Here is a 25,627-nt window from a genome sequence, read left to right as displayed (position 1 = left end):
GAAGGACATCGGCAACAATTAAAATCTAATTGAGTTTTACTGCCTGTAGAATGCAAACTTAATTTTTGCCAAATTCAATGGAACGACATGATTTTTAATCTCTACCAGTCGGTAGTGCTAACCAAGACCGTTGCAAGACGGCTGACGATACTGGCTTTATGCGGCCTGCAAGGCTGTTTTTCACCCTTGGCGTTGGATCGCGCGGTAATCGAGTACGACAAGGCCACCGCTGATATTCTGTCCAAACAACTGCTGTTAAATATTGCCCGTTCCCATCAGCATCAGCCCATGCATTTCACCGGCGTTTCCAATATTGCCGCGACGTTTAATTTTCAATTCAATGCCGGGGCGACACCTGCGTTTACCGGTGAAACCGGCTCGTTACTGACGCCGGTGTTTGGCGGCACGATGTCTGAGAATCCGACTATCAGCATCGTGCCCATTGAGGGCGAGGAATTTACCCGCCGGTTGTTAACGCCATTTCAGGAAAACAAATTGACCATGCTGTTGCGGCAGGGCGCTGATGTGGACTTGATTCTGCGCCTGTTGGCCGGTGAGTTGCGGATTTACAGCAACGGCCAGAGCGGCGTCTATCTAAATAGACCCGCCGATGCCGAAGGCTACCGGTTGTTTCGGCAAGCCGTACTGCATTTATCGGCTATCCAGGACAGACACAAGCTGTTTGTCGAGCCGTTGATGTTTGATCAGCATTGGACCGTGCCGGCCGACTCGTTGACGGCGGAACAAGTGGCTGCGCTGCAAAAAGAATTCAAGGTCGAATATCAGGTTGAGAGCAAGATGGTTACATTAAGTAAGCGGGTGACCGGGCATATCCTGTTGACCAATTACGACCCGACGACGCTAAGCAACGAGGAGCGGATGCATTTGCAGGAAGAAGCCGATCAAGGTGCAGTTAATGATGTCAATGTCGATATCCGGCCCGGTTATCCGGGCGGCGAATGGCCGATACACGGGGTTTTTCGCTTGCGCAGCTTTCATAATGTGCTGAATTTTATCGGTCAGTCCATCAGTGACGAGCCGGAATATACCGTCGCCAAGCACCCGCAAACGCCTAACGTCAGCGAGAATCCGGTGAACACCATGGCTTTGCTGGTTAGCGATAGCGAACCGGCCGCCGATATCAGCGTACAGTTTGGCGACTGGCATTACGCGCTCAAGGATGAAATCGGCTACCAATGGAACCGCGAAGGTTTTCGGTTGTTATGCCAGATTTTTCAAATGACCATGACCGACTTGGCGCAGCAAGGCGCGCCGTCTATTACCATTGCTAAATAACACAGGAGAAACTTTTGACTGGGCAAATCGACAACAGCATGGTCATGAAATGCGTGGCCTATCAAAACGGCGTCAGTATCGGCGATGTGACCATCGAAGACATCAGCGAGGTGCTGAAACGGGAAAATACCTTTGTCTGGCTGGGTTTGCGCGAGGCAAACAGCGAACTGTTAGCCAAAATCCAGGAGGAATTCGGACTGCATGATTTGGCTATCGAAGATGCCTGCGCAGCGCATCAGCGCCCGAAAATCGAGGAGTACGGCGACTCGCTGTTCATGGTGTTGCACACCGCCCATCTTGCGGAAAACCAGGTCGAGTTTGGCGAAACCCATATTTTCCTGGGGCCGCGCTTTATGGTGACGGTCAGGCACGGCGCTTCGCGCAGCCACAGCAAAATCAGAGAGCGTTGCGAGGCTATGCCGCAGCAACTGGCCAAAGGGCCTGGATTTGCGTTGTATTCGGTCATGGATTTTATCGTCGATAACTATGTGCCGGTTATCGACGGTCTACAGAAACGGTTCGATGTGCTGGAGGAGGCGATTTTTCAATACCGGCCCAGTCGGCAAACCATAGAAGGCCTTTACGAGCTAAAGCGCGAGTTATTGCAGTTGGAAAGCGCGATTAATCCGGTCATCGATATTTGCAACGAGCTGATGCGCTTTCACAGCGGCGTTATTCCCAAAGATGTCGGCGTGTATTTTCGCGATATTGCCGATCACATCAAACGTATCGATCAGGCGATTCACGGCATGCGCGAAATGTTGGTCGCAGCGATGCAGGTTCACCTGACTTTCGAATCGGTGCGGCAGAACGAAGTCGTCAAAGGCTTGGCCGGTTGGGGGGCGATCCTGGCGATACCGACCATGGTCTTCAGCTGGTATGGCATGAATTTTAAATACATGCCGGAACTGAATTGGGAATACAGCTATCCGGTAGTGATCGGCGGCGTGGCGTTGTGCAGTCTGCTGCTGTATTTGCGCCTTAAAAGGGCAGGATGGCTGTAATTTTAAAATATAGCCACGATGCCTTAGACTATCACCATGGACAGCATTATCCTTGCTCCGCGTTGAGCGAAGCGGGTCATTTTGGTAGGGAGAGAGTCCTTGCCTCGTATTCAAACATCTAACAATAATCATAAGAGAATATTCATGACAAAACGAATCCTGTACTTTTTGACGCCAGGTGAAAACATCAGCCCATTTGATGTGACGCTCGCCGCCGATGCCGGTTTTGATATGGTGGTGCCGCTGACTAAAATTGAAGCTAAGAATGTAGCGGCCGTCGTTCAGGATGCCATTTTCTGTCGCCCACCGAAACGTTTCAACGACACCGGTATCTTTATCGGCGGACGCGACGTTCATATGGCGACAGATATGTTTCAGAGCGCCAAAAAGGCGATGGTCGATCCTTTTCAAGTCGGTGTATTTGCCGATCCCAACGGCGCTTATACCACCTCAGCGAGTGTAGTCGCGCTGGTTGCCAAGGTTCTTAAAGAACATCACAGCATGGATTTAAACGGACGCAAGATTGCGGTGTTCGGCACCGGGCCGGTCGGTATTTGTACTGCAATTCTTGCCGCCAAACAGGGTGCAAGCGTCAAACTGTGCCAGTTGCTTGCCGATGATGACAGACGGGCCGCGGAAAATTTTTGCCAGCGTTATGAGACCGATGTCGAATGGGTTTCGGCCCAGACTAACAAAGAAAAAACGGACGAAGTGGGCGATGCCGAAGTCATTATTTGTGCGGCAAGAGCCGGCGTGCGTATTTTGGAAGGCTCATTGAACAATGCCAAAAACTTGCTGGCGGCGGCGGATACCAATGCTGTGCCTCCCAGCGGGGTATTGGGGATAGGTTTGCATGATATGGGCGCGTCTGTCGAATATGCTCACGGCAGCTTCCGCAGTATCGGGCCTCTGGCTATCGGCAACCTGAAATATAAAACGCAATTCGGTTTGTTTGAAGAAATCCAAAAATCAAGTAAAGCGGCGCTGATTGATTTCCCCGAAGCTTATGCATTTGCGTTGTCTTTGCTTGAGAAGCAGGCGTAAAAATTATCGGATTGGTCTCTTAGGGACGCGCTGAACAAATCGATTCCGTTCATGGTTCGACAAGCTTACCACGAACGGAATCAACAGCTTACCGTTCGTCCTGAGCCTGTCGAAGAAATTGATTCGCGTGGCCAGCGGTCAAGCCATAACATTTTCTGACAAGAATCGATCTTTCAGGCCTGCCCCAAATTCAGCGCATTATCTTTCAAGCGATCAAAATATCCATTTCCTTACGCCCGCCTCTCGTCTATTTTTATAAAATCTTTATATGTTCACCCTAACGCTTTAGGTAAATTTTATAGGGGATTAAATAAGATAGATCCCGTCTTAACAACAAGGTGAAAAACATTCCATGACACTTCAAACCTATTTTGGTCTTGATAATGATGAAAATTCATGGCTGCTCGTTCAGCGTAGCGAGGGAGCAACCGTATTTATACGGCGATTCAAAAATACGGTGGATGGACTTGATCAGCTTTCGAAGTTCATAAAAAGCCGATGTGAGAAGCCGAGAATTTATATTAAATCGACCGGCTGTGTTGCATTGGGTCTTTTGAAATATCTGTGTGTCATTCCCGGTATTGAGGTCGTATTTATTTCTCCGGCAGGCTTTAAACAGTACCAAACCTGTTTGCCGAAAAGCATCATCAGAAATTCTAAAGCCACCTCCTTTGAAGCGGAGATACTTGCCGATTGTGCTGAACGCATGATCTAAGCGGCACTGTTCTGAAGCTTCGATTACCCAAGAGCCGATGCCAATTGCCCGGTTCTTTGGCGAATCATGATGAAATATTGGTCACTGCGCTTACTGGCACCAAAGTTCGCGCAGTTTTGTAGCAAGGAAAAATACAATGTTTAGCGAAATAACGTCACTGATCACCTTTGTTGAAGCCAATTTAACAGGGTTCTCAAGCATCTTGGGAGACTTGGCGACATTTATCCTGCTGATTGCTTTTGTCGTACTGTCGGCCCTTGAGTTTAGCTTTCCCAAACGCAGATTACCTGTTGAACAGTTGCGTCAGTCTTATCAAACCAATGCGGGCCTGTTTATTTTTAACAGTTTTATTATCTCGGCGACGCTGGCGCCTTTGTTGATGGTGGCCGACCGCTATTCAGGCTGGGGGCTGCTGAGTTATATCGACAATCCAGCCTGGAAAGTCCTGCTGTCATTTGTATTGCTCGATTTGCTACTCTATGGCTGGCACAGGATTAGCCACAGTTTTGATAGCCTGTGGATGTTCCATAAAGTGCATCATAACGATCCTTATTTAAATGTCTCGACCGCATTTCGGTTGCATAGTGTCGAGCTGATGATCATTACCGTACTGAAATCGGCTTACGTTGTTCTGCTCGGCGTAGATAAAACAATGGTAGTTACTAATGAAATCCTATTGACCTTGTTCGTCATGTTCCATCACAGCAATATTTCATTTCGCGGTGAGAAGCGTTTGGGACAGGTTTTTATCACGCCCTATTTGCACCGCACGCACCATTCGACGGAACGCAACGAGCATGACACCAACTACGGCGCGGTTTTCTCAATATGGGATCGTTTGTTCTGCACATTCGCAGAACGGGAGCCTCTGGAAATAGGTATTAAAAACAGCTCGCCGCAAACCGTTTTCGGCTTGGTAAAGTTCGGCTTTACCCCGGCAAATCCAGCGTCGGTACCGGCATGCGAGCTGGAAGCGATGATTGCCGAAGCGGCCTATTACAAAGCCGAAAAACGCGCGTTTGCGCCTGGAAATGAGCTTCGCGACTGGCTGGAAGCAAAAAGGGAAATCATCAGGATGGTTTATGGCGACCGGCCGGGCAGGCGGCCGCAACCATTTGAATCTTATGCACTTGCGGTTTCATCAATACCGTTTATCCGGAATGGAAAATACCATGAAATTATTGAAAGGTTCTATAGCAGCGCTTATTACCCCCTTTACCGACGATGCTGAACAATCCGTCGACAGGGAAAAACTCGCCGGACTGGTCAAGCTGCACGCCGACAGCAAAACCGCAGCGGTTGTACCTTGCGGAACAACCGGCGAATCGCCGACCTTGCTAAAAGAGGAATGGAACGCTGTCCTGTCGACAACGATCGAGGCGGCCCGGGATACAACGCTCAAAGTTATTCCCGGAACCGGCTCGAACAGCACGCGGGAGGCGCTTAGATTGACCGAGCGTGCGGCCGAACTGGGCGCCGATGCCTGCCTGGTGGTAACGCCTTATTACAACAGGCCCAGTCCGGAAGGCATACTCGCGCATTTTCAGGAACTGGACAAAGTGGGCATACCGCTGATTCTATATAACATACCCAGCCGAACCGGTATCGATCTTGGCGCCGACCTGATTATCGAGCTGTGCGAAAAATGTCCGTCCATAGCCGGGCTAAAAGCATCTAACAGCGATCTTGATCAAATTACCGAAGTTATTTACCGGTCTGCCCAACTTGACCGGCCTTTCTCGGTATTTTCCGGCGATGATTCGCTGATCTTGCCCATTCTTTCGGTGGGAGGAGTCGGTGTGATTTCGGTGGCGGCCAACATTATGCCGCGGGTGATGGACGAACTGGTCGCCAGTTTCATGCGCTCGGATTTGAATCAGTCCAGGACTATCATGCATGCTATTCATGGTTTTTGCCGCGCCTTGCTAAAATCGGGTTCAAATCCGGCGCCCATTAAATCGATCATGAACCGTACCGGTATGAAAGTAGGCTCATGCCGAAAACCCTTGGTGGATTTATCGGAGGACAAAGCGGAAGCGCTTGTTCATGAGCTACAGATGATGCTTGCCAAGCTTTCCGGGCATCATATCCCTTACGATGAAGTCCTAAGTAAAATTGTTGACACTGCCACGGAATAACGATGACGGAGTTAGACGAATTCATCAAATTGCTGGCGGGGTTGCTGTCGGTGGTGGACCCTATCGGCGCGATCCCGTTATTCATCAGCCTGACCGAGCATCGAAGTTCCGAGGAGCGGCGGCATATCGCCTGGGTTTGCGCAATGTCGGTGGGTGCCGTGCTGATGTTTTCATTGTTCGGCGGCAAGTCTATGCTGGAGTTATTCGGTATCGGTATTCCCTCGTTCCAGATTGCGGGCGGTATTGTCATTTTGTTAATGGGGATTTCGATGCTCAAGGCTTCGCATGACCGCTCCCGGAACACGCCTGAAGAACGGGCCGAGTCGGTCGATAAAGCATCCATCGCCGTGGTGCCGATGGCAATTCCGCTGCTCAGCGGTCCCGGCGCGATGAGTAGCGTGATTGTTTACCATAACCTGAATCCGTCCTGGAACCATGATTTTCTGGCCAGTTGCGTTATTACTACGGTGGCGTCGCTAGTGTTGATCTGTTTGCTGATGGCGGAAAAAATTGCCGATTGGTTGGGTACAACCGGCATGAATGTGATCACGCGCGTATTCGGTTTGATTATTTTATCCATCGCGGTGGAATTTATTACTAAAGGCTTGGCGGCTGTTTTTCCTATGCTGGGGCAAGCTCCGTGACCGGCACATTCTATCAAGCTAATTTTCTTCAGTGTTAAGACGATACCCCACCCCCGCTTCAGTCAATAAATAGTGTGGCCTGGTCGGATCGGCCTCTATCTTGTGGCGCAGCTGTCCCATGTAAATCCTCAAGTAGTGACTATGTTCGACTGAAATGGTCTAATTAAACCGGACACTTCTAAAGACAGATTTATAATGTCAACAGAGGTGAAAAATGAACGAACAAAATAAACATAAACGTTCCAAATACACTCTTGAATTTAAACAAGATGCGGCAAAGTTGGTTAACGAAAAAGGCTATACGCACAAGCAAGCAGCGGATAATTTAGGCGTATCGCTGGGCGCTATTGGACGTTGGGTAAGAGCCGAAAAAGGGCCAACGGTATCTCCAACTAAGAAGAATATTCTGAACTTAACTGACCAGTCGGAATTAATGCGCTTACGTAAAGAAGTTGAACAATTGCGGATGGAGCGCGAAATATTAAAAAAGGCCGCAGTCTTCTTTGCGCAAGAACTCCAATAAAATACGGATTTATTAGAGAGCAACAGAAGACTTTTCCCGTTACCGTGTTGTGCAAAGTCATGCTGGTCAGTACCAGCGCCTTTTATGCGTGGGCTAAAACGCCTGAAGATACTGATAAAAAAGTTCTGCAAAAACAGCTTGAAGTTAAAGCAATTCAGTTATTTGAGGAGAATAAGAAAACTTATGGTTCCCGCCGTTTATCCGAAGCCTTCATAAAAGAAGATATTCAGGTCGGACGCTATAAAGCGAAACAATTGATGAACAAATTGGGCTTGAAACCGCGCTATCCAAAACGATTCAAAGTCACCACCGACAGCGATCATAATGATGCAATTTCCCCTAACCTATTAAATAGGCAATTTGATGTCACTGCTCCCAACAAGGTCTGGACGACCGACATTACTTACGTCTGGACGCTTGAGGGTTGGCTCTATGCCGCGATAGTTATCGACTTGTTTTCCAGGCAAGTGGTGGGCTGGTCGATTGACGATCATATGCGGACTTCGCTATGTGTCAATGCCTTGCAGATGGCATTTTGGAGGAGAAAGCCAGAGCCTGGCCTACAGCATCATTCTGATCGAGGCAGCCAATACGCAAGCCACGAATACCGAGGGCACTTGGGGATAATGAAGATGCAACAAAGTATGAGCCGTAAAGGTGACTGCTGGGACAATTCGCCGACAGAGCGATTTTTCCGAAGCTTAAAGCACGAGCAACTTAACTATGAAAAATTCAGGACTAAAGAGTCGGCAAAGCTGAGCATTATTGATTATTTGGCTTTTTATAATGGTAAACGCATGCACTCAAAACTAAGCTATCAGTCCCTGCTGGAATTTGAGCGGGAATTCTATAGGAAGACTGCTTAAGAAAGTGTCCTGTTTTAGTTGACCATTACAAATGCTCATGAGTGATACTTCAAAACTTCACAGTCTTTCATCAGAGTTCAAATCAAAACAGGAAATAACGGAGATAAAGCAAGGTAGGAAATGTCCATCGGTAAATCCTTCAATAGGGTGTCAACGACGGCTTTATAGTAAGTTTTTCAAAATAAAGATTTCGTAAAGGCGAGTTTACTAATAAGAAACAGATCGTTTCACTTATCGGCACAATTGATGGCTATGATTTGAATCCAGTCAGGCGATTATTTGAGTAAGTCGCAGTATTTATCGACCGAATCAGACGTAGAGCTTATGCGTCAAGTTAGAAACTTAAGTTCACTAGATATTAAGGGCATGGACTAAGTTACTGTCTCTAAAAATATTTTTCTCATTTTTATCTTTCCATTTAAACACATTATCCTTTCCCTTGATTAACAAGGAACCTTTGCTTGATAGCTACGGCGGCTCATGTTAGCCAGAAAAAAATCAATAATTTTTACGACTTTTTTATAGCGTTTTTTATATCGTGTAACCCATTGGTTGATGACCGGTTTTGCCTAAACGATATAAAACATCAATCGGGCCGGGATTAATTCAAGCGAATTTCCTACAAGTTTTTGTGAGGCGCTTTCATGAATAACAAGTTGATTAAAAAAGTTTTGATCTTAGTGTTGAGCCTTATGGTTCAAGCTGCATTTTCAAACTTAGCTCATTCAGCAGATGCTCTATCCGGGGTGAAGTCCGGAACGGCCGGTAGCGCGGATACGAATATTAACGACCGTTACGCATTGCCGCCCAGTAAGGTCAACATCGAACTGTGCAAACGGGAGGCGTTGCTTCTGCATCCGGGACTGATTGAGAAACAACGAATGCTGCATCGGCACGGAGATTTTAAGGTTCGATTTCAGATACAGGGGAATGACGGTTTGGAGTGGTTTATGTTATGCGACTTGGCAACCGGGAAAGTCACTGATTCATTTTGATGTGTTTCCACTGATTGGCTTGGATCAGTCTCTGCGATGCAGAGCGGATCATTTGTAATTGCAATTAATCGAGTAACAAATTAGAGAAGGACAAAATATATGTATTGGTTAACCGAATGTCATAATGCGATTCAATGGGGAAACAGCCTCAGGGGCGATCTCTTCAGGTCCAAGCAACTGTCTTATCTGGTCTTGCTTGCGGCCTTGGTGACTTTGGTTGTCGGATTAATGCTTTTCCTGGTTGATCCCAATATCAAATCGCTCTTTGACGGCATTTGGTCCGCCTGGGTGACAATGACCCATGTGGGCTTTGGCGATGTGGTTCCGGTCTCCTTTTTCGGGCGTTTGCTCGCAGCGGGATTGATTTTGTTTGGTCTGGTGTTGTTTTCACTGTTCACAGCCGTGGTTTCGGTGGCCCTGATCGGCAGGAACATGCATGCCTTAGAGATGGATATTGAGCAAATCGGACAGAAGGCCGGTCGCATTCAAACCGGAGAAGACCGGATTCTCGATGAGTTGGCGAGATTGCATAAGCGTATGGAAGCGTTGGAGAAGCAGTTGCTATCGAACACCGAGACAACAACTGACTAGTTCCGGCCTTCAATGAAGAGTCAGCATAAAAAATTCAACTCATATCCGGCATCTGGAGCAAAACCTGCCTTGGTAGTCTCTTTTAAAAGACCTGAAATTATCGGCGAGACTCCGTCCTTGAAGCGTGAGAAGCTTTTGAACGGACAAATCGACAGTAGCCGGGTCATGAGATGTGTAGCCTATCAAAACGGCGTCAGTATCGGCGATGTGAGCATTGCAGGCATCAGCGAAGTGCTGCAACAGGAACACACTTTTGTTTGGCTGGGTTTGCGCGAGGCAAACGGCGAGCTGTTAGCCAAAATACAACAGGAATTCGGGTTGCATGATTTGGCTATCGAAGATGCCTGCACCGCGCATCAGCGCCCGAAAATCGAGGAATACGGCGAATCGCTGTTTATGGTGTTGCATACCGCCCATCTCGCCGAAGATTAGGTCGAGTTTGGTGAAACCCACATTTTCCTGGGGCCGCGTTTTTTGGTGACGGTCAGGCACGGCGCTTCGCGCAGTCACAGCAAGATCAGGGAGCGTTGCGAAGCCATGCCGCAGCAATTGGCCAAAGGGCCTGGATTTGCGTTGTACTCGATCATGGATTTTATCGTCGATAACTATGTGCCGGTTATCGACGGCTTGCAGGAACGGTTCGAGGAGCTGGAGTCGGCAATACTTGAATACCGGCCCAGCCGGCACACTATAGAAGGCCTTTACGAATTAAAACGCGAGTTGTTGCAGCTGGAAAGCGCGATTAATCCGGTCATCAATATTTGCAACGAGCTGATGCGTTTTCATAGCGGAGTCATTCCCAAAGATGTCGGCGTATATTTTCGCGATATTGCCGACCACATCAAACGTATCGATCAGGCGATTCACGGCATGCGCGAAATGTTATTCGCTGCGATGCAGGTGCATCTGACCTTTGAAACGGTGCGGCAGAATGAGGTCGTTAAGCGCTTGGCCGGGTGGGGTGCGATCCTGGCGATACCGACCATGGTCTTCAGCTGGTATGGCATGAATTTCAAGTACATGCCGGAACTGGATTGGAAATACAGCTATCCGGCGGTTATCGGTGGCGTAACGTTATGCAGTTTGCTGCTGTATTTGCGCTTGAGAAGGGCCGGTTGGCTGTAAAGTTAAAATGCTCAGGCGATGCGCTAGGGTAATCGGCCGTAAATCGTTTACGGTCGCTGTCTATCATAAAAAGACTTTACCTAAATTCTGCACAGCAGAATTTAGGTTTTATATTTTCTTTATATTGAAGTCCTAAATTTATACGGAATATTTTTTACTGATTTTTATATAAATTGAAATATTAACTGATGTTACGCACGGACCGTATTTCTCCCGTTTGCCGCGCCGAGCACCGGAGCTTTTATCGAGAACAGCCCGTTAGGGGTGCGGCAGGGAGGCCGCACGTCAGCAGAGGGGCAGGAGCCCCTTCTGCTGACCCTCGATAAAAGCGAGGAGCGCAGGAAGCAAGCGGCAACCGGGCCGCCTTTTCTTTGGTTACTTTCTTTTGGCGGAGCAAAAGAAAGTAACTCGCCTTCGGGTGCGACAAACCCGATTCAAATAACCGTCGCGCTAGCGACACTTTTAATAAAATTGTTAGACAGTCTTCTAAATTCGAATAACTGCGTAACATCAGATATTAAGATTTAAGTTTATTCCGAGGTAAATTCTATGGATCCAAAATCTGTCCTCACCGCTGCGATTGTCTTTGCCGTCGAAATTATTCTTTTCTATGTAGTGCTGGCTAAGTTATCAATCGATTGAAGCCTGTGTTGCTCGTAAAGTCATTACGAAGGTGGTTGTTATGGTCATACACTTGGTATTGACGATGCTGTTTTTGAGCGGGCTCCCAATTTGGAGATTAGGAACCGGCTCAAACCAGTGTCGGTATAGCAATTAAGAAAATTTTGCCCTTTGTCGAAGCAACAACTCCAATACTTACAGCACCACAACATGCAAACATCTGTATATAGAACTTATCCGGACATCTAGTAGGTGGCGGTACGGATTTATCATGATCCGCGAACGGGGGATACTCCCAACGTTTCGATTACTCGACAAGACTCTCCTAATTCTAGAGATTCCACCAAAGTAAACGCTACTCAACAGCCGAATTCGACGATTTGGGCGTTATAACGATATATAACTATTTTTACAGTTTTTTTATAACAACAACGCTACATTACATATTCGGAATATCCATAAAAAAAGAGGTAACTATGACTTTTATCTACGGCTTGAGCGGCTTGCTCGCATTCGCTTTATTCATTTATCTGCTGGTGGTGTTATTTTACCCGGAGAAATTCTAATGATTACAAACGGTTTATTGCAAATCATTTTATATTTTGTCGTCCTGTTGCTGTTGGCTAAGCCTTTGGGCGTTTATATGGCGGCGGTGTATGAAAATCGTCCGCTAGTTCTTAAACGTATCTTGGGACCCTTGGAAACAGGGTTTTATCGTTTGAGCGGCGTTAACCCGGAACACGAGATGGGCTGGAAAAATTATGCGGCCGCGTTGCTCTGGTTTAACTTATTCGGCGGGCTGTTTGTATTTGCACTGCAAGTGCTGCAAGCTCATTTGCCGCTGAACCCGCAACAAATGGCTAATGTAACGGTTGACTCGTCATTTAACACGGCGGTCAGTTTTATCACTAACACTAATTGGCAAGGTTACAGCGGCGAAGCGACGATGAGTTATCTGACTCAAATGCTGGGACTGGGCGTACAAAATTTTCTCTCGGCCGCCACCGGCATGGCGGTTTTGGTCGCCTTGATACGCGGCTTTCAGCGCACTCATGCGGACGGCATCGGCAACTTCTGGGCGGACCTGACCCGCGGCACTCTGTATATCTTGCTGCCGCTGTCGTTATTGATAGCGGTGGTGCTGGTTGGTCAAGGCGTGGTGCAAACCTTCAAGCCTTACCAAACTGTTCCATTAGTTGAGCAGGTCAGCACGGCAACGGAAACTGCGACGCAAACCTTGGCAGTGGGGCCTGCCGCCTCGCAAATCGCGATTAAACAACTGGGTACCAACGGCGGCGGTTTTTTTAACGTTAACTCGGCTCATCCTTACGAAAATCCAACGCCGTTGACCAATTTCCTGGAAATGCTGTTATTGATACTGATCCCGTCAGCGCTGTGCCATACCTTTGGCACGATGGTCGGCGACACGCGCCAGGGGTGGGCTATTTTGGCTGCGATGACGCTGGTGCTGGTCGGTTTGATATTCGTCACTGTCGGTTATGAGCAAGGCGGCAATCCGGCGCTGACTGCGCTTGGCGTCGAGCAAAGCGTTAGTGTCGGCCAGTCCGGCGGCAATATGGAAGGCAAGGAAACGCGTTTCGGTATCGTCAATTCGGCGTTATGGGCGACGGCGACGACAGCGGCGTCCAACGGATCGGTCAATTCCATGCACGATTCTTATACCCCGATAGGTGGCTTGGTTCCGATGTGGCTGATTCAATTGGGCGAAGTCATTTTCGGCGGTGTCGGTTCCGGTCTTTACGGGATGCTGATTTTTGTTTTGATTGCGGTATTTGTCGCCGGTCTGATGATAGGCCGCACACCGGAATATCTCGGCAAAAAAATTGAATCTTTCGAGATGAAAATGTCGGCTGTCGTTATTTTAATTCCAGCCTTGTTTATTCTGGGCGGGACATCCTTGGCGATTATGGTGGAGGCCGGTAAATCAGCGGTCGCCAATCCCGGCGCGCACGGTTTTAGCGAAATTCTTTATGCATTTTCTTCCTGTGCCGGCAACAACGGCAGCGCTTTTGCCGGTCTCAGCGCCAACGCTCCGTTTTATAACACGGCTTTGGGTATCACGATGCTGTTCGGACGCTACGGGATCATTATTCCTGTGCTGGCTATTGCCGGTTCATTGGCTGCAAAAAAGACCGTACCAACCACCGTCGGCACTTTACCTACGCATACGCCGCTGTTTGTGATGCTGCTTATCGGCACCGTGGTTTTGGTCGGAGCGTTGACTTACGTGCCCGCCTTGGCTTTAGGTCCGGTAGTCGAGCATTTAATGATGAACGCATCGGCACATTAAGAATTAACCACATAACGCACAAAGAGTTGTCATTCATGTATGGAATCCATTTCGATTTACCTATCTGGAAACTCTGTATTTTTAACTACTTCGTGGTTTATATGAATTTAAGCAAAGAGAGAAACAGTCGATGATCAATCAAAATCATACGCAACAGCTATTTACCAGCCAGATCCTATGGGATGCGTCAGGCGACGCCTTGCGCAAATTGGCGCCTCAACAACAATGGAAAAATCCGGTCATGTTCGTGGTCTATATCGGCAGTTTGCTGACCACCGGGCTCTGGCTGTGGGAGTTATTTTCTGGAGATCATACGCAAACCGGCTTCATGTTCGCCGTGACTTTCTGGCTGTGGTTCACGGTGTTGTTTGCCAACTTCGCGGAAAGCGTCGCCGAAGGCCGCAGCAAAGCGCAGGCCGCATCGTTGCGTAATGCCAAACGGGACATCATGGCGAAGAAACTGGATAAACCGTGTTACAGCATCGATTACGCTAAAGTCACCAGCACCTCATTACGGCGCGGCGACATTGTGCTGATTGAAGCGGGCGATTTTGTCCCCGCCGACGGCGAAGTCATCGAAGGCGCGGCCAGTGTCGATGAAAGCGCGATCACCGGCGAAAGCGCACCGGTCATTCGCGAATCGGGCGGCGATTTCAGCTCCATAACCGGCGGTACGCGGGTATTGTCCGATTGGCTGGTGGCCCGAGTCGTGGTCAACCCCGGCGAAGCCTTTCTGGATCGGATGATTGCGATGGTGGAAAGCGCATCGCGGCAAAAAACGCCCAATGAAATTGCGTTGACTATTTTACTGGTGGCATTGACGCTGATTTTTCTGTTGACTACCGTGACCCTGTTGCCGTTTTCTATCTACAGTGTGGAAGTCGCCAAAGCCGGTACGCCGGTGTCGATCACCGTGCTGGTAGCGTTGCTGGTTTGTTTGATTCCTACCACCATAGGCGCTTTGCTGTCCGCTATCGGTGTTGCCGGTATCGGGCGGATGATGCAGAAAAACGTCATCGCGACTTCGGGACGAGCCATTGAAGCGGCCGGGGATGTCGATGTGCTGCTACTCGACAAAACCGGTACGATTACCTTGGGCAACCGTCAAGCTTCGGCATTTTTACCGATCGGCTTGGTCAGCGAAAAAGAATTGGCCGACGCCGCGCAACTGGCGACGCTGGCCGACGAAACGCCGGAAGGGCGCAGCATTATTATTCTTGCCAAGCAGAAATTTGCGATCAGGGAACGTAATATTCACGATCTGAACGCCACGTTTGTCGCTTTTAGCGCGCAAACCCGAATGAGCGGCATCAATATCGGCGAGCGCCAGATTCGTAAAGGCGCTGTCGATGCGATACGCGGCTATGTGGAAAGCCAAAATGCGAAATTTCCCGAGGAAGCTGTACGAATTGCCGATATTGTTGCGCGCCGCGGCAGTACGCCGCTACTGGTTGTCGACGCCGGACAGGTATTGGGTGTCATTGAGCTGAAAGATACGGTCAAGGGCGGCATCAAGGAGCGTTTTGGCGAACTGCGCAATATGGGCATAAAAACCATCATGATCACCGGCGATAACCGTTTGACCGCGGCGGCGATTGCGGCCGAAGCCGGCGTCGACGACTTTTTAGCCGAGGCGACGCCGGAAGCCAAGCTTAAGCTGATCCGCGAGCATCAAGCGGAAGGCCGCTTGGTGGCGATGACCGGCGACGGCACCAACGACGCACCTGCTTTGGCTCAGGCCGATGTGGCGGTGGCGATGAATTCGGGCACCCAGGCGGCCAAGGAAGCCGGCAACATGGTCGATCTCGACTCCAACCCCACCAAGCTGATCGAAATCGTTGAAACCGGCAAACAAATGCTGATGACGCGCGGTGCGTTGACCACGTTCAGTCTGGCTAATGATCTGGCCAAATATTTCGCGATTATTCCCGCAGCGTTTGCCAGCACTTATCCGGAACTGGGCGTGCTTAATATCATGGGCCTTAGCAGCCCGAACAACGCGATACTTTCGGCGGTTATCTTCAACGCCTTGATTATTGTCGCCTTGATTCCGTTGGCCTTGAAAGGTGTTAAGTACCGGCCGCAAAATGCGGATGCATTGCTGCGTAATAACTTGCTGGTATACGGTGTCGGCGGCGTTATCGTGCCGTTTATAGGCATTAAGTTGATTGATCTTGGCTTAACTGCGTTATCGTTTTAACTAAGAAAGCCCTCTCCAAAGGGAGAGGGTTGGGTGAGGGGAAAGTTCAGTACCTTCGCGCTATTAAGAGACAAACAAAGGATTCATCATGACCAACCATATTAAACCGGCAATAATGATGCTATTGCTTTTCACTGTGTTGACCGGTATTGCCTATCCATTGGCAGTCACATTCATTGCACAGATTGTATTCCCCACTCAGGCAAACGGCAGTTTGCTCGGCAGTAACGAACAGCCACTCGGCTCTGAATTAATCGGCCAAGCGTTTACTCGCCCCGAGTATTTTTGGGGACGGCCTTCAGCGACTTCGCCTGCTTCCTATAACGGCGGAGCATCCAGTGGTTCCAATCAAGGTCCTATCAATCCTGCGCTGATAGACGCCGTTCAGGGTCGCATTAAAGCGTTACGCGATGCCGACCCCACCCATTTGGAAGCGGTGCCCGTGGATTTGGTAACCGCCTCGGCCAGCGGGCTTGATCCTCACATCAGTCCTGCGGCCGCCGCTTATCAAGTCAACCGTGTTGCCAAAGCCAGACATATGTCGCCGGACAGCGTAGGTGAGTTTGTTGAGCGTTATACCGAAGGTCGGCAGTGGGGCGTTTTGGGCGAACCTCGAGTGAATGTACTAAAATTAAACTTGGCGTTGGATCAGCGTCTTAAGTAAGGAATAGCGACGTCCTGGAACTTGGGAGCTAGCGAAGACCTATAACATACACACAGCAGAAATCTTACTTGCTTTCGGTTGTAAAGCAGGCATTCTGCTTTAAATTTAAGGACCTAATAATATGAAAAATGATCTAAATAATAACTTCAAACTAAAGCCGTTGGCTTTGGGAATAGCGCTGGTTTCTGTTTTTGGTGTGGCACAGGCGAAGAGTTTGACCGAAGCCAGCACTTTGCTTGAAACGGTAGGTGATCCTAACGAAAGCCAGTTCATGAAAAATCTTGGATTGAAAATCGGTGGCTGGGCTAACGCCGGAGTCACCTACAACGCGGCAAGCCCTGATAATAATTTCAATGGGCCGGTTACCTTCGGTGATCGTTCTGCCGAATTCCAGTTAAATCAATTAAATATATTCGTACAACGTGCCGTAGCAGCAGAAGGCAACGCATGGGATTTCGGCGGACGTTTTGATGCGATGTTCGGTACGGATTCTATTTTTACCCAAGCTTATGGTGTTCCCGCATTTGATGTGAATACCGGGCAGCCTTTGAACCGGAACCATTGGGATCTTAATATGATCAACGGCAATGATAACCGCTTTTACGATATCGCACTGCCCCAGGCCTATGCCGAGGCTTATGCACCTATCGGCAATGGCTTGAATATCAAGGCCGGTCACTTCTATACGCCAATCGGCTACGAGACAGTTCCTGCGCCTGATAACTTTTTCTATACCCATGCTTACACCATGCAATATGGCGAACCGTTCACCCATACCGGCGTGATGGGAAATTATACGGTTGATAAAAACTGGGCCGTCATGGGCGGTGCCACTACCGGCAGTGCTACCGGCGGTTGGGATGGCGGTTTTGACAAACAGCTGGGTAACTGGGGCGGCTTGGCAGGTGCTACCTGGACCAGCGACGACAAGGATACTTCAGCCAATATCAGTGGTACCTACGGCGGCACATCGGAACACAGCAGCCAATCCTGGGGGCTATACAGTATGGTGTTGAAGCATAATATCACGGCTAAAACCCATCTGGTTTTGCAACATGATCATGGTTATGCCAATGGCGTTCTGACTTCTGTTCCGAATGTCGATGCCGAATGGTATGGCATCAACTCTCATTTAACTTACGATATTAAAGATAACCTGACCGCGGGTGTTCGGGCTGAATGGTTCCGCGATCAAAACGGTTTCAGGGTTTGCTCTCCTGGTCGCGTCGCTGCAGCAACCAATGGTGCGGGCAGTAGTTTTGCCGCGGCCGGTAATTTTACCTCTACCTGTAATGCCGGCAATGGCGCCAGTTACTATGGAATTACCGCGGGTGTGAACTGGAAGCCGATGAAATGGCTGAATATTCGCCCAAATGTCCGCTATGACTGGGTTGATGGCAGAAATGCTGCCACAGGCGGTCAGTACCGTCCTTTCGGTAATAACAAGCAGGATCAATTTCTGTTCTCTACCGATTTCGGAGTCAATTTCTAATCCACGACTCTATAAAGTTAAGCCAAGCCGTATTCTTGAAATTGCGCGGGTTCCCAATCTCCGGAGACTGTGAAAGTATTTTTGAAAATATGACGCATACTATTTTAGTGACTTCTAAGTCATTGTTTTATTGATCGTGGGAGGGGCTTTAGCCCCGAAAGTCGGGGCTAAAGCCCCTCCCACATGAATACTTTCACAGTCTCTCCGGATTGGGAACCCAGGCTGCGAATATTCTGTTAGGAGGAGACTCTACAAAATATATTTGTAGAGCGAGCTTAAACAAAGGCGAGAGACTAAAGTATGGAACCAAATACAACGAAAAGCGCCTATGCTTTTTTGCCATGGGTACTGACTTTTGCTCTGTTGGGAGCATTAACAGTGTTTAGCTATTATAGAGAAAGTGACAATCCGTTCGAGATGGAGTTTAAGAAGGCTGATTTGCTCTCAACGATGAGAATTCACCTTCTCGAAGCCATTGAGGCAGAGAAGAATGCCGTCATGGCCACTACGGATGAGGCATCGGAAAGTTTTGCCGTCCGATCTCGCCAGGCTGCTGATAAGGTAGAGAGCAACCGGAAGGAAATCGAATCCATCATCGACCAGCAGAAACTCCCCCGAGAGATAGAGATTCTAAATAACTTCAATATTTGTTGGGCACAATTTAGAAAACTGGACGAAACCATTTTGGCTCTTGCAACCCAGAACACCAATCTAAAAGCTCAAAAGATCTCCGCGACTCAAGGTGCGCAGGAAATGGAGCGTTTTGAACAGAGCTTGAACCGTCTCATCCATCGAAACGCCGGCAATAACCGGTGTAACACGACCGTTATGCTCTCGTATGAGGCCCTCACTGCCGGCCTGAAAATATTTTCCGTTCACCAGTCCCATATCGAAGAAGCGGATGATCAAGAGATGGATAAAATCGAGCTAAGCATCAAGTCATATGACATATCGGCCAGAAAAGCTCTTGGATCTCTTAGTAACATAACCGGTCTAAAAGACAGTGAAGACCTGAAGAATGCCGAGACGGCATACGAACAATTTATGAACCTGACTGATGAAGTCTTGAGACTTTCCCGGATGAACACCAATATCAAATCAGCCGAACTATCATTGGGAGGAAATGAATTGATTTCTTCCCAATGCCAGGAGATCCTCGCCGACCTCCAGGAGACCATTCAAGCTCGGCAGTTTAAAGCGACCAGATAGGGACGCCTCGCAAAACGAAAAGTTAGAAACCTTCGATTGGTTCAGGACTGGCTTCCAAACCGAATTCCCAAGCGCTTAGCGTGGGAACTCGCGAATAATGATCTACACATTACTTTTAGCAACGACCGGACTCGCTTATGACCGATACCAGACCAAACCCTGACACCTTGCTAGCCCGTGTAGAGCTTGAGGAAAACCGGCGACGGCGCGGGAGACTCAAGGTTTTTTTCGGCGCGGCGGCGGGTGTTGGTAAAACTTACGCGATGTTATTGGCGGCTCAGGCCAAACGGGCTGAGGGCGTTGATGTGGTGGTTGGACTGGTAGAGACCCATGATCGGCAAGAAACCGTTGCCGTATTAAAAGGCCTGGATGTGCTGCCGCCCAAGCTGGTCAAACATCGAGGCACAGTGCGCCGCGAGTTCGATCTGGACGGCACGCTGAAACGCCGCCCGTGTCTGGTCTTGGTGGACGAGTTGGCGCACAGCAATGCCGCCGGCTGCCGTCACCCCAAACGCTGGCAGGATATAGAAGAATTATTGAATGCCGGTATTGATGTTTACACCACGCTGAACGTCCAGCATTTGGAAAGCCTCAACGACGATGTCAGCCAGGTAACCGGGATTCAAATTAAGGAAACCGTGCCGGACACGGTATTCGAGCTGGCCGACGAAGTCGAATTGATTGACCTGCCGCCCGATGAATTGTTACTGCGGCTCAAGGAAGGCAAAGTCTATTTGCCGCAGCAGGCGGAGCGTGCGATGCGCAACTTTTTCCGCAAAGGCAACCTGATTGCGTTGCGGGAGTTGTCCCTGCGTCTGACCGCCGATCGGGTCGATGCGCAAATGCAAGATTACAGGGACAACCATGCGATCAGCGATGTTTGGCCGGTCGGCGACAGGATATTGGTATGCATTGGCCCCAATGTCCTTGCCGAGCGACTGGTGCGCGCCGCCAAACGGCTCGCTACCAGTCTTCATGCGCAATGGATCGTGACCTATGTGGAAACGCCGGAGCTGCAACGCTTGCCTGCCGAACGCCGCGACGAGGTGCTGCGGATATTACGCTTTGCCGAACAGCTGGGCGCAGAAACGGTGACCTTATCAGGCCCGGACATGAGTAAAGAAATCCTGGGCTTCGCCAAAAGCCGCAACGTCACCAAAATCGTGTTGGGCAAACCCCGCCGTCGAGGCTGGAAGCGCTGGGTGCTGGGTTCGGTCGTCGATACCTTGATCACTGAAGCGCATAACATCAATGTCTATTTGCTGGGTAGCCCGCGCGGCAAAGGTAGCGCAGACGAGAAATCGCCTAAAGAAATACCGCTGGCAAAGGTGTTGCGCCCCAATTACCCTTGGGGACGAGCCAAGCGGCGCTGGATAAATTGGGGCTGGGCGGTGGGTATGACCGGTTGCACCAGTTTACTTGCCTGGGTAATGTCCGGGAAATTCGAATTGGCTAACCTGATCATGGTCTATTTGCTGGGCGTGGTTTTTATGGCGGCCCGCTTTGGCCGCGAAGCATCCGTTTTGACCTCGGTGCTGAGCGTTGTCGCATTCGATTTTTTCTTTGTAAATCCGATTCATACTTTTGCGGTTGCAGATGCGCAGTATATAGTGACATTCTTAATTATGCTGTTGGTGGGATTGATCATCAGCCACCTGACCAGCAATATGCGCTCTCAGGCGAAAGTTGCCTCGCATCGGGAGCGGCGCGCCAATGTCCTTTATGCGCTGAGTGAAGATCTGGCGACCAGCCGCAGCGTAGCGGAAACAGCCAGAGTCGCGGCGCGCCATATTCAGGATGAGTATGGCGGTGCCAGCGTCTTGCTGTTTCCCGACGACGATGGACGAATAGCCTATCCTTTAGATCCGCCCGTCCCGGAGTCCCTGCGCAATTGCGATCTCAGCGTGGCGCAGTGGGTTTTCGATCACGGCCAGATAGCCGGACAAGGCACCGATACTTTGCCCGGAGCCGACGCGGTGTTTTTTCCTATGTCCGGTTTTCGCGGCGTGATCGGTGTGCTGGTATTGCGCGCCGCCAATTTGCGCCGGGTGTTTCTGCCCGAACAGCGCCGACTGCTGGACACCTTTATCAGCCAGATTGCTCAAACCGTTGAACGGGTGCGTTTCGCCGACGAGGCGCAACAGACGCAACTGCGCATGGAATCCGAAAGTTTGCGCAATTCCTTGCTCAGCGCGATTTCCCATGATTTGCGCACCCCGTTGGCATCCATTGTCGGAGCGGCCAGTACGCTGGTCGAAGAAGACGCGCAACTTGCCCCTCAGGATCGGCAGGAGTTGAGCCTGACCATTTATGACGAAGCGCTACGGATGTCGAACCTGACCAATAATATTCTGGATATGGCCCGCCTGGATGCGGGACAGGCATCGCTGAACCGGCAATGGTATCTGCTGGATGAAATTATCGGCGGAACAATGACGCGAATGCAGAAGCGGCTCAAAGGGCGCACTGTTAATACCAAGCTGCCGGATGAACTTTGTCTGGTACGGGTTGATGCGGTGCTGATCGAACAAGTGCTGATCAACCTGCTGGAAAATGCCTGTAAATATACCCCACCGGGCAGCCCCATCGACATTATCTCCGAGCTCTCCGCCCATATGCTCAAAGTAACGGTGGCGGATCGCGGCCCAGGCATACCGCCGGGAGAAGAGGAAAAACTGTTCGACAAATTTTACCGCCTGCATCGGGAAGGCACGCAAAGCGGCGTCGGCCTGGGCTTGGCCATTTGCAAGGCCATCATTATCGCGCACGGCGGCGTTATCGGCGTAACCAATCGGCAAGGCGGCGGTGCGCAATTCTTTTTCCTGTTGCCGGTAGACGAAGCGCCGCCGCAACTGGCCGCGGAGCAATTGCCAGATGAATAACGCCAAACCCGTCATTGTGGTCATCGAGGATGACCCGCAAATCCGCCGTTTTTTGCGCACCAGCCTGGGTGTGCAGGGGTTTCAGGTGATTGAGGCCGGAACCGGCGAACGAGGCGTCGTTGAAATCGGCACCCGTAAACCGGAGCTGGTCATACTCGACCTGGGCTTGCCGGGCATGGATGGCATAGCGGTGATCCGCAAGGTTCGCGAGTGGTCCGCGGTGCCGATCATCGTGCTGTCGGCCCGAAGCCAGGAGAGCAACAAGATTGCCGCGCTGGATGCCGGAGCGGACGATTACCTGACCAAACCGTTCAGCATCGGCGAGCTGCTGGCGCGCATCCGCGTATCGCTTCGCCACGCCTCACAGCTGGCCGGGGACAGCGTCGAAACGCTGTTTTGCGTCGGCGATTTGCAGGTTGATTTGACCCGGCGCAGTGTGCACATCGGCGAGCAGGAAATTCATCTGACCCCGATCGAATACAGGCTGCTGACCGTGTTGATCCGTCATGCGGGCAAGGTGCTGACGCATCGGCAGTTGTTGCTGGATGTTTGGGGACCTGCCTACGTGGAGCATGCCCACTATGTGCGGATTTACATGGGGCAGTTACGCCGGAAACTTGAAGCAGATCCTACTCAGCCGCGTTACTTGCTGACCGAAGCGGGCGTGGGGTATCGGTTGGCGGGTGGGGAATGAATTGAAAAATTTTTATCGTTCCCACGCTCCAGCGTGGGAACGCAGTTCCAGGCGCTCGGCGTCATCCTGCAAGATTAGGTGGAGTAATTGCCGAACAAACCGCCAGTTAATGTTCAGAAGCCGGTGAATAGAAAATCAAGTGCAGAAATAATTTCATGACGTTGGCCTCTTAGTGAGCCGACTTTTTCACCGATAGACCAAACTGGAATGCCAGCCAATTCCGCTGTAGACATATGCACAGCGGTATTTCTTATTGTGAATTCAGGATTAAGATGTTTGATCGCTTTATTCATAGCCGAAGCGGATAAGAGGGGTACGACTACCCGTGTTGAAAGGGTATCGAGCAAGTCAGACTGAACATCGAGTAGATAAGGAATCGTCTGATTTGTGGCTTTATTTGGGTTTTCAAAGACATCGAACTGCGCCATCAAAATTTCCTTAAACCGTCGCTGAACACGCCGTCTGTTTCAATGCGCCGATTGTAAGCGTCAATGGCTTCGCGATTTTCCTCGCGCCATTCCCTGCGTTTTTCTTCCAGCAGCATTTCGACAAGGCGTTGCTCTAATGCCTTGGAAAGATTGATGTGCAGAGCTTTTGCTTTTTGAAGTAGGTCGCTGTTGATGCTGAGATTTGTAGGTTTTTTCGAGGCATGAGTGTCATAGAAACTTTCTTGCATGATACGCTCTATATATGAATTTATGATGCGCATATTGTGTCAGTCAGAGTGCGCATTGGAAAGCGGTTTTAATGCGCTCTCTGCCCTTTGGTTATTATATGTCCATATAAACGGCGGCGGAGAATAACGGAAGGAGGTTTCGCGTCAGCAAACCGCCAATCAATACAAAATATCCAATACAATCGGGCATAAAAAATCCCCGCATGTTAAAATCATTAGCGTTGAATCAGCCTTACAGCGATCAAAAACTGGGAGCGCATTAAGCCACATAATTTATTCGGTTTAAAGAAGGAAGCATATATCGACATTAGCCAAAAATGGTATGGCAAAAATCAACACACACTCTCCTTGTTAGCATATAATCTTACTTCCTTACTTTGGAGGTTGCCATGCTAGCGAAATTAACCAGTAAAAACCAACTGACCTTGCCTAAATCGGTGGTGCAGTCGGTAGGCAAGGCGGAATATTATGATGTAGCGGTGGAATCGGGGCGAATTGTTCTGACGCCCGTTCGAATTCAGCAAGCGGATGCGGTTCGGGCTAAGTTGGAAGCCTTGGGTATTGATGAGCAGGATGTGAATGATGCGATTGCGTGGGCAAGGCGCGAATGAGTCGACGGGTTGTACTGGATACCAATTGCGTGATTTCGGCGTTGTTATTTTCTCAGCAAAAAATGGCGCGGTTACGGCATAGTTGGCAAAACGCAGAGATTATTCCGATGGCAAGCAAAGACACGGTAAGCGAGTTGATTTGTGTGTTGGCTTATCCTAAATTCAAGCTCAGTAAAGCGGAACAGGGCTTATTGCTTGCGGATTTTCTGCCTTATGCGGAAACGGTAGTGATTGAACGAGTTCCCGAGGGTTTACCAATCATTCGCGATACAGCGGATCAGATGTTTTTAATTCTCGCTGTCGTTGGCGGGGCGGAAGCTTTGGTGACGGGCGATGCCGATATTCTTGAGATTAAGGCAGATTTTCATATGCTACCGATTGTGACGCTGGCCGAGTGTAAGGATTGGTTGGAATCAACGGGAGTTTAAATCCGATAGTGCGGTAGTCGGGTCGGACAACAGCTTTTCGTTATCCGATATTCGTGTGTTCGACGATGCGGAAGCGATGAACAAAATCAAAAACCATCGTCATTTGGAGCATGGAAATGTCGGGCATAAAGCAGCCCGACTTACATGACTGCAACTAAAAATCTGGAATGTTTTTCCAATATTTTCTGCCATGCTGCTCCACAATTCCCGCTCTAGATATTTGATCTAAGTATGCATTTACTAGCATTGCATCAACAGCTTGACGGTGGTTGGTTTGAATTGTTTCTACGACTTCACTTATAGTAAAGGATCTTCCCATTTCAAACACTGTTTGGCGGATTATGTCAGTCCCAGTTGTAATATTATGATTTGGATTCATCAATTGACTCATAGGTTTGACTCATAGGTTAAATTAGGTTTTTGTTGTTCAGGTTGGATTTCGACTTTTTTCTTAATATTCGTCAAGAATTTTTCTGCGAATATTTTACCAAACGATTCCAACAGTTCTTTTCGATCAATAGGATCAGTCGTATTTTTAGGAAGAATAAAAGAAAAGAAAGCCGGCCAGCTATCAGATCTTCTTTTTAGCTCATCAGGGAGATGAGAAACGCTCCCAAATGGCAGAACGTCTTGTCCGCTTACAACGAGAAAGTTTGGAGTAACACCTGCTTTCATATATTTCGGCACTAATACACAGTCTCTTAGCTCGTTATCTTCAATAAATTTCTTCCCAACCTCCTCCAAGAAAACAGTAAAGCCTATAAGAAGCGGCTCCAGTAGGTAAAAAATTTTGTGTATCATACCTAAGTTACTTTGCGATTCGCCTGCTTGGCTTTTACTAATGCCTAGTAGTCAGTCATATTGAAGCGAAGCGATAATTTGTGATATAGCTATTGGC

The 25,627-nt window shown here is 49.3% G+C and carries 25 protein-coding genes and 2 pseudogenes; 22 read left to right on the top strand and 5 right to left on the bottom strand.

Annotated features, from left to right (window positions below):
* Window positions 1-87 precede the first annotated feature (87 nt).
* The 7 genes from V7051_RS02980 to V7051_RS02950 all read left to right on the top strand — a co-directional run bounded on the left by V7051_RS02980 (window position 88) and on the right by V7051_RS02950 (window position 6,841).
* Window positions 88-1,296 (top strand): hypothetical protein, encoded by a 1,209-nt coding sequence (locus tag V7051_RS02980; protein ID WP_333873403.1) that lies wholly within the window; start codon window positions 88-90, stop codon window positions 1,294-1,296.
* 38 nt (window positions 1,297-1,334) lie between these two features.
* Window positions 1,335-2,300 carry a magnesium/cobalt transporter CorA gene (gene corA, locus V7051_RS02975; protein ID WP_442919619.1) on the top strand — a complete coding sequence of 322 codons (966 nt, stop codon included), beginning with the start codon at window positions 1,335-1,337 and terminating at the stop codon, window positions 2,298-2,300.
* Window positions 2,301-2,444: 144 nt separating this feature from the next.
* Window positions 2,445-3,344 (top strand): NAD(P)-dependent methylenetetrahydromethanopterin dehydrogenase, encoded by a 900-nt coding sequence (locus V7051_RS02970; RefSeq protein WP_333873401.1) that lies wholly within the window; start codon window positions 2,445-2,447, stop codon window positions 3,342-3,344.
* A 352-nt stretch (window positions 3,345-3,696) separates the two neighbouring features.
* Entirely contained in the window at window positions 3,697-4,059 is a 363-nt protein-coding gene (locus V7051_RS02965) for an IS110 family transposase (protein WP_333873400.1), read from the top strand.
* Window positions 4,060-4,195: 136 nt separating this feature from the next.
* On the top strand, window positions 4,196-5,290 hold the full coding sequence (locus V7051_RS02960; protein ID WP_333873399.1) for a sterol desaturase family protein: 1,095 nt from the start codon (window positions 4,196-4,198) through the stop codon (window positions 5,288-5,290).
* The gene (gene dapA, locus V7051_RS02955) at window positions 5,232-6,197 is read left to right on the top strand and encodes a 4-hydroxy-tetrahydrodipicolinate synthase (protein ID WP_333873398.1); all 966 of its coding nucleotides are present in this window, start codon (window positions 5,232-5,234) and stop codon (window positions 6,195-6,197) included. Before V7051_RS02960 ends, dapA begins: the two co-directional genes overlap by 59 nt.
* 2 nt (window positions 6,198-6,199) lie before the next feature.
* Entirely contained in the window at window positions 6,200-6,841 is a 642-nt protein-coding gene (locus V7051_RS02950; RefSeq protein ID WP_333873397.1) for a MarC family protein, read from the top strand.
* Between the two features lie 18 nt (window positions 6,842-6,859).
* Here the strand turns inward: V7051_RS02950 and V7051_RS02945 are convergent.
* Window positions 6,860-6,991 (bottom strand): annotated as a pseudogene (locus V7051_RS02945) (winged helix-turn-helix domain-containing protein); the annotation flags it as partial.
* Between the two features lie 64 nt (window positions 6,992-7,055).
* Between V7051_RS02945 and V7051_RS02940 the strand changes: the two are divergent.
* From V7051_RS02940 to V7051_RS02880, 13 genes and pseudogenes are all read left to right on the top strand, one after another.
* On the top strand, window positions 7,056-7,364 hold the full coding sequence (locus V7051_RS02940) for a transposase (protein WP_333873396.1): 309 nt from the start codon (window positions 7,056-7,058) through the stop codon (window positions 7,362-7,364).
* Window positions 7,301-8,230, top strand: coding sequence for an IS3 family transposase (locus V7051_RS02935; RefSeq protein WP_333873520.1), 930 nt, complete (start codon window positions 7,301-7,303; stop codon window positions 8,228-8,230). Before V7051_RS02940 ends, V7051_RS02935 begins: the two co-directional genes overlap by 64 nt.
* Window positions 8,231-8,874: 644 nt before the next feature.
* Window positions 8,875-9,225 carry a hypothetical protein gene (locus V7051_RS02930; protein WP_333873395.1) on the top strand — a complete coding sequence of 117 codons (351 nt, stop codon included), beginning with the start codon at window positions 8,875-8,877 and terminating at the stop codon, window positions 9,223-9,225.
* Between the two features lie 99 nt (window positions 9,226-9,324).
* Window positions 9,325-9,816, top strand: a complete 492-nt coding sequence (locus V7051_RS02925) for a potassium channel family protein (protein ID WP_333873394.1) — start codon at window positions 9,325-9,327, stop codon at window positions 9,814-9,816.
* Between the two features lie 165 nt (window positions 9,817-9,981).
* A pseudogene (gene corA, locus V7051_RS02920) lies at window positions 9,982-10,941 on the top strand (magnesium/cobalt transporter CorA).
* 1,097 nt (window positions 10,942-12,038) lie between these two features.
* On the top strand, window positions 12,039-12,128 hold the full coding sequence (gene kdpF / locus V7051_RS02915; protein WP_333873393.1) for a K(+)-transporting ATPase subunit F: 90 nt from the start codon (window positions 12,039-12,041) through the stop codon (window positions 12,126-12,128).
* Window positions 12,128-13,873, top strand: coding sequence for a potassium-transporting ATPase subunit KdpA (kdpA, locus tag V7051_RS02910; protein WP_333873392.1), 1,746 nt, complete (start codon window positions 12,128-12,130; stop codon window positions 13,871-13,873). The genes kdpF and kdpA overlap by 1 nt, the downstream gene beginning before the upstream one ends.
* Before the next feature lie 130 nt (window positions 13,874-14,003).
* Window positions 14,004-16,073 (top strand): potassium-transporting ATPase subunit KdpB, encoded by a 2,070-nt coding sequence (gene kdpB / locus V7051_RS02905; RefSeq protein WP_333873391.1) that lies wholly within the window; start codon window positions 14,004-14,006, stop codon window positions 16,071-16,073.
* A gap of 88 nt (window positions 16,074-16,161) precedes the next feature.
* Window positions 16,162-16,737, top strand: coding sequence for a potassium-transporting ATPase subunit KdpC (gene kdpC, locus V7051_RS02900; protein ID WP_333873390.1), 576 nt, complete (start codon window positions 16,162-16,164; stop codon window positions 16,735-16,737).
* A gap of 121 nt (window positions 16,738-16,858) precedes the next feature.
* The gene (locus tag V7051_RS02895) at window positions 16,859-18,229 is read left to right on the top strand and encodes a porin (RefSeq protein ID WP_333873389.1); all 1,371 of its coding nucleotides are present in this window, start codon (window positions 16,859-16,861) and stop codon (window positions 18,227-18,229) included.
* Between the two features lie 300 nt (window positions 18,230-18,529).
* Window positions 18,530-19,438 (top strand): MCP four helix bundle domain-containing protein, encoded by a 909-nt coding sequence (locus V7051_RS02890; RefSeq protein WP_333873388.1) that lies wholly within the window; start codon window positions 18,530-18,532, stop codon window positions 19,436-19,438.
* Window positions 19,439-19,575: 137 nt separating this feature from the next.
* Complete coding sequence (locus tag V7051_RS02885; RefSeq protein WP_333873387.1) at window positions 19,576-22,320, top strand: sensor histidine kinase KdpD; 2,745 nt, start codon at window positions 19,576-19,578, stop codon at window positions 22,318-22,320.
* Window positions 22,313-23,014, top strand: a complete 702-nt coding sequence (locus V7051_RS02880) for a response regulator (RefSeq protein ID WP_333873386.1) — start codon at window positions 22,313-22,315, stop codon at window positions 23,012-23,014. The genes V7051_RS02885 and V7051_RS02880 overlap by 8 nt, the downstream gene beginning before the upstream one ends.
* 113 nt (window positions 23,015-23,127) lie before the next feature.
* On the opposite strand, the gene V7051_RS02875 is transcribed toward V7051_RS02880, so the two are convergent.
* Together V7051_RS02875 and V7051_RS02870 are read right to left on the bottom strand one after the other, a co-directional pair.
* On the bottom strand, window positions 23,128-23,442 hold the full coding sequence (locus V7051_RS02875) for a CcdB family protein (RefSeq protein WP_333873385.1): 315 nt from the start codon (window positions 23,440-23,442) through the stop codon (window positions 23,128-23,130).
* On the bottom strand, window positions 23,442-23,690 hold the full coding sequence (locus V7051_RS02870; RefSeq protein WP_031437372.1) for a type II toxin-antitoxin system CcdA family antitoxin: 249 nt from the start codon (window positions 23,688-23,690) through the stop codon (window positions 23,442-23,444). The genes V7051_RS02875 and V7051_RS02870 overlap by 1 nt, the downstream gene beginning before the upstream one ends.
* A gap of 389 nt (window positions 23,691-24,079) precedes the next feature.
* Between V7051_RS02870 and V7051_RS02865 the strand changes: the two genes are divergently transcribed.
* Together V7051_RS02865 and V7051_RS02860 are read left to right on the top strand one after the other, a co-directional pair.
* Window positions 24,080-24,301: an AbrB/MazE/SpoVT family DNA-binding domain-containing protein gene (locus V7051_RS02865; RefSeq protein WP_333873384.1), complete on the top strand. Its 222-nt coding sequence runs from the start codon at window positions 24,080-24,082 to the stop codon at window positions 24,299-24,301.
* Window positions 24,298-24,729, top strand: a complete 432-nt coding sequence (locus tag V7051_RS02860; protein ID WP_333873383.1) for a putative toxin-antitoxin system toxin component, PIN family — start codon at window positions 24,298-24,300, stop codon at window positions 24,727-24,729. The genes V7051_RS02865 and V7051_RS02860 overlap by 4 nt, the downstream gene beginning before the upstream one ends.
* 154 nt (window positions 24,730-24,883) lie before the next feature.
* On the opposite strand, the gene V7051_RS02855 is transcribed toward V7051_RS02860, so the two are convergent.
* Entirely contained in the window at window positions 24,884-25,120 is a 237-nt protein-coding gene (locus tag V7051_RS02855; protein WP_333873382.1) for a hypothetical protein, read from the bottom strand.
* Window positions 25,117-25,530 (bottom strand): hypothetical protein, encoded by a 414-nt coding sequence (locus tag V7051_RS02850; RefSeq protein ID WP_333873381.1) that lies wholly within the window; start codon window positions 25,528-25,530, stop codon window positions 25,117-25,119. Before V7051_RS02850 ends, V7051_RS02855 begins: the two co-directional genes overlap by 4 nt.
* Window positions 25,531-25,627: the final 97 nt, after the last annotated feature.

This window comes from Methylobacter sp. (assembly GCF_036845245.1).
In the GTDB taxonomy this organism is placed as follows: domain Bacteria; phylum Pseudomonadota; class Gammaproteobacteria; order Methylococcales; family Methylomonadaceae; genus Methylobacter_A.
Note: the sequence above shows the minus strand (reverse complement) of the source record. Positions and strands in the feature narration are given on the sequence as shown.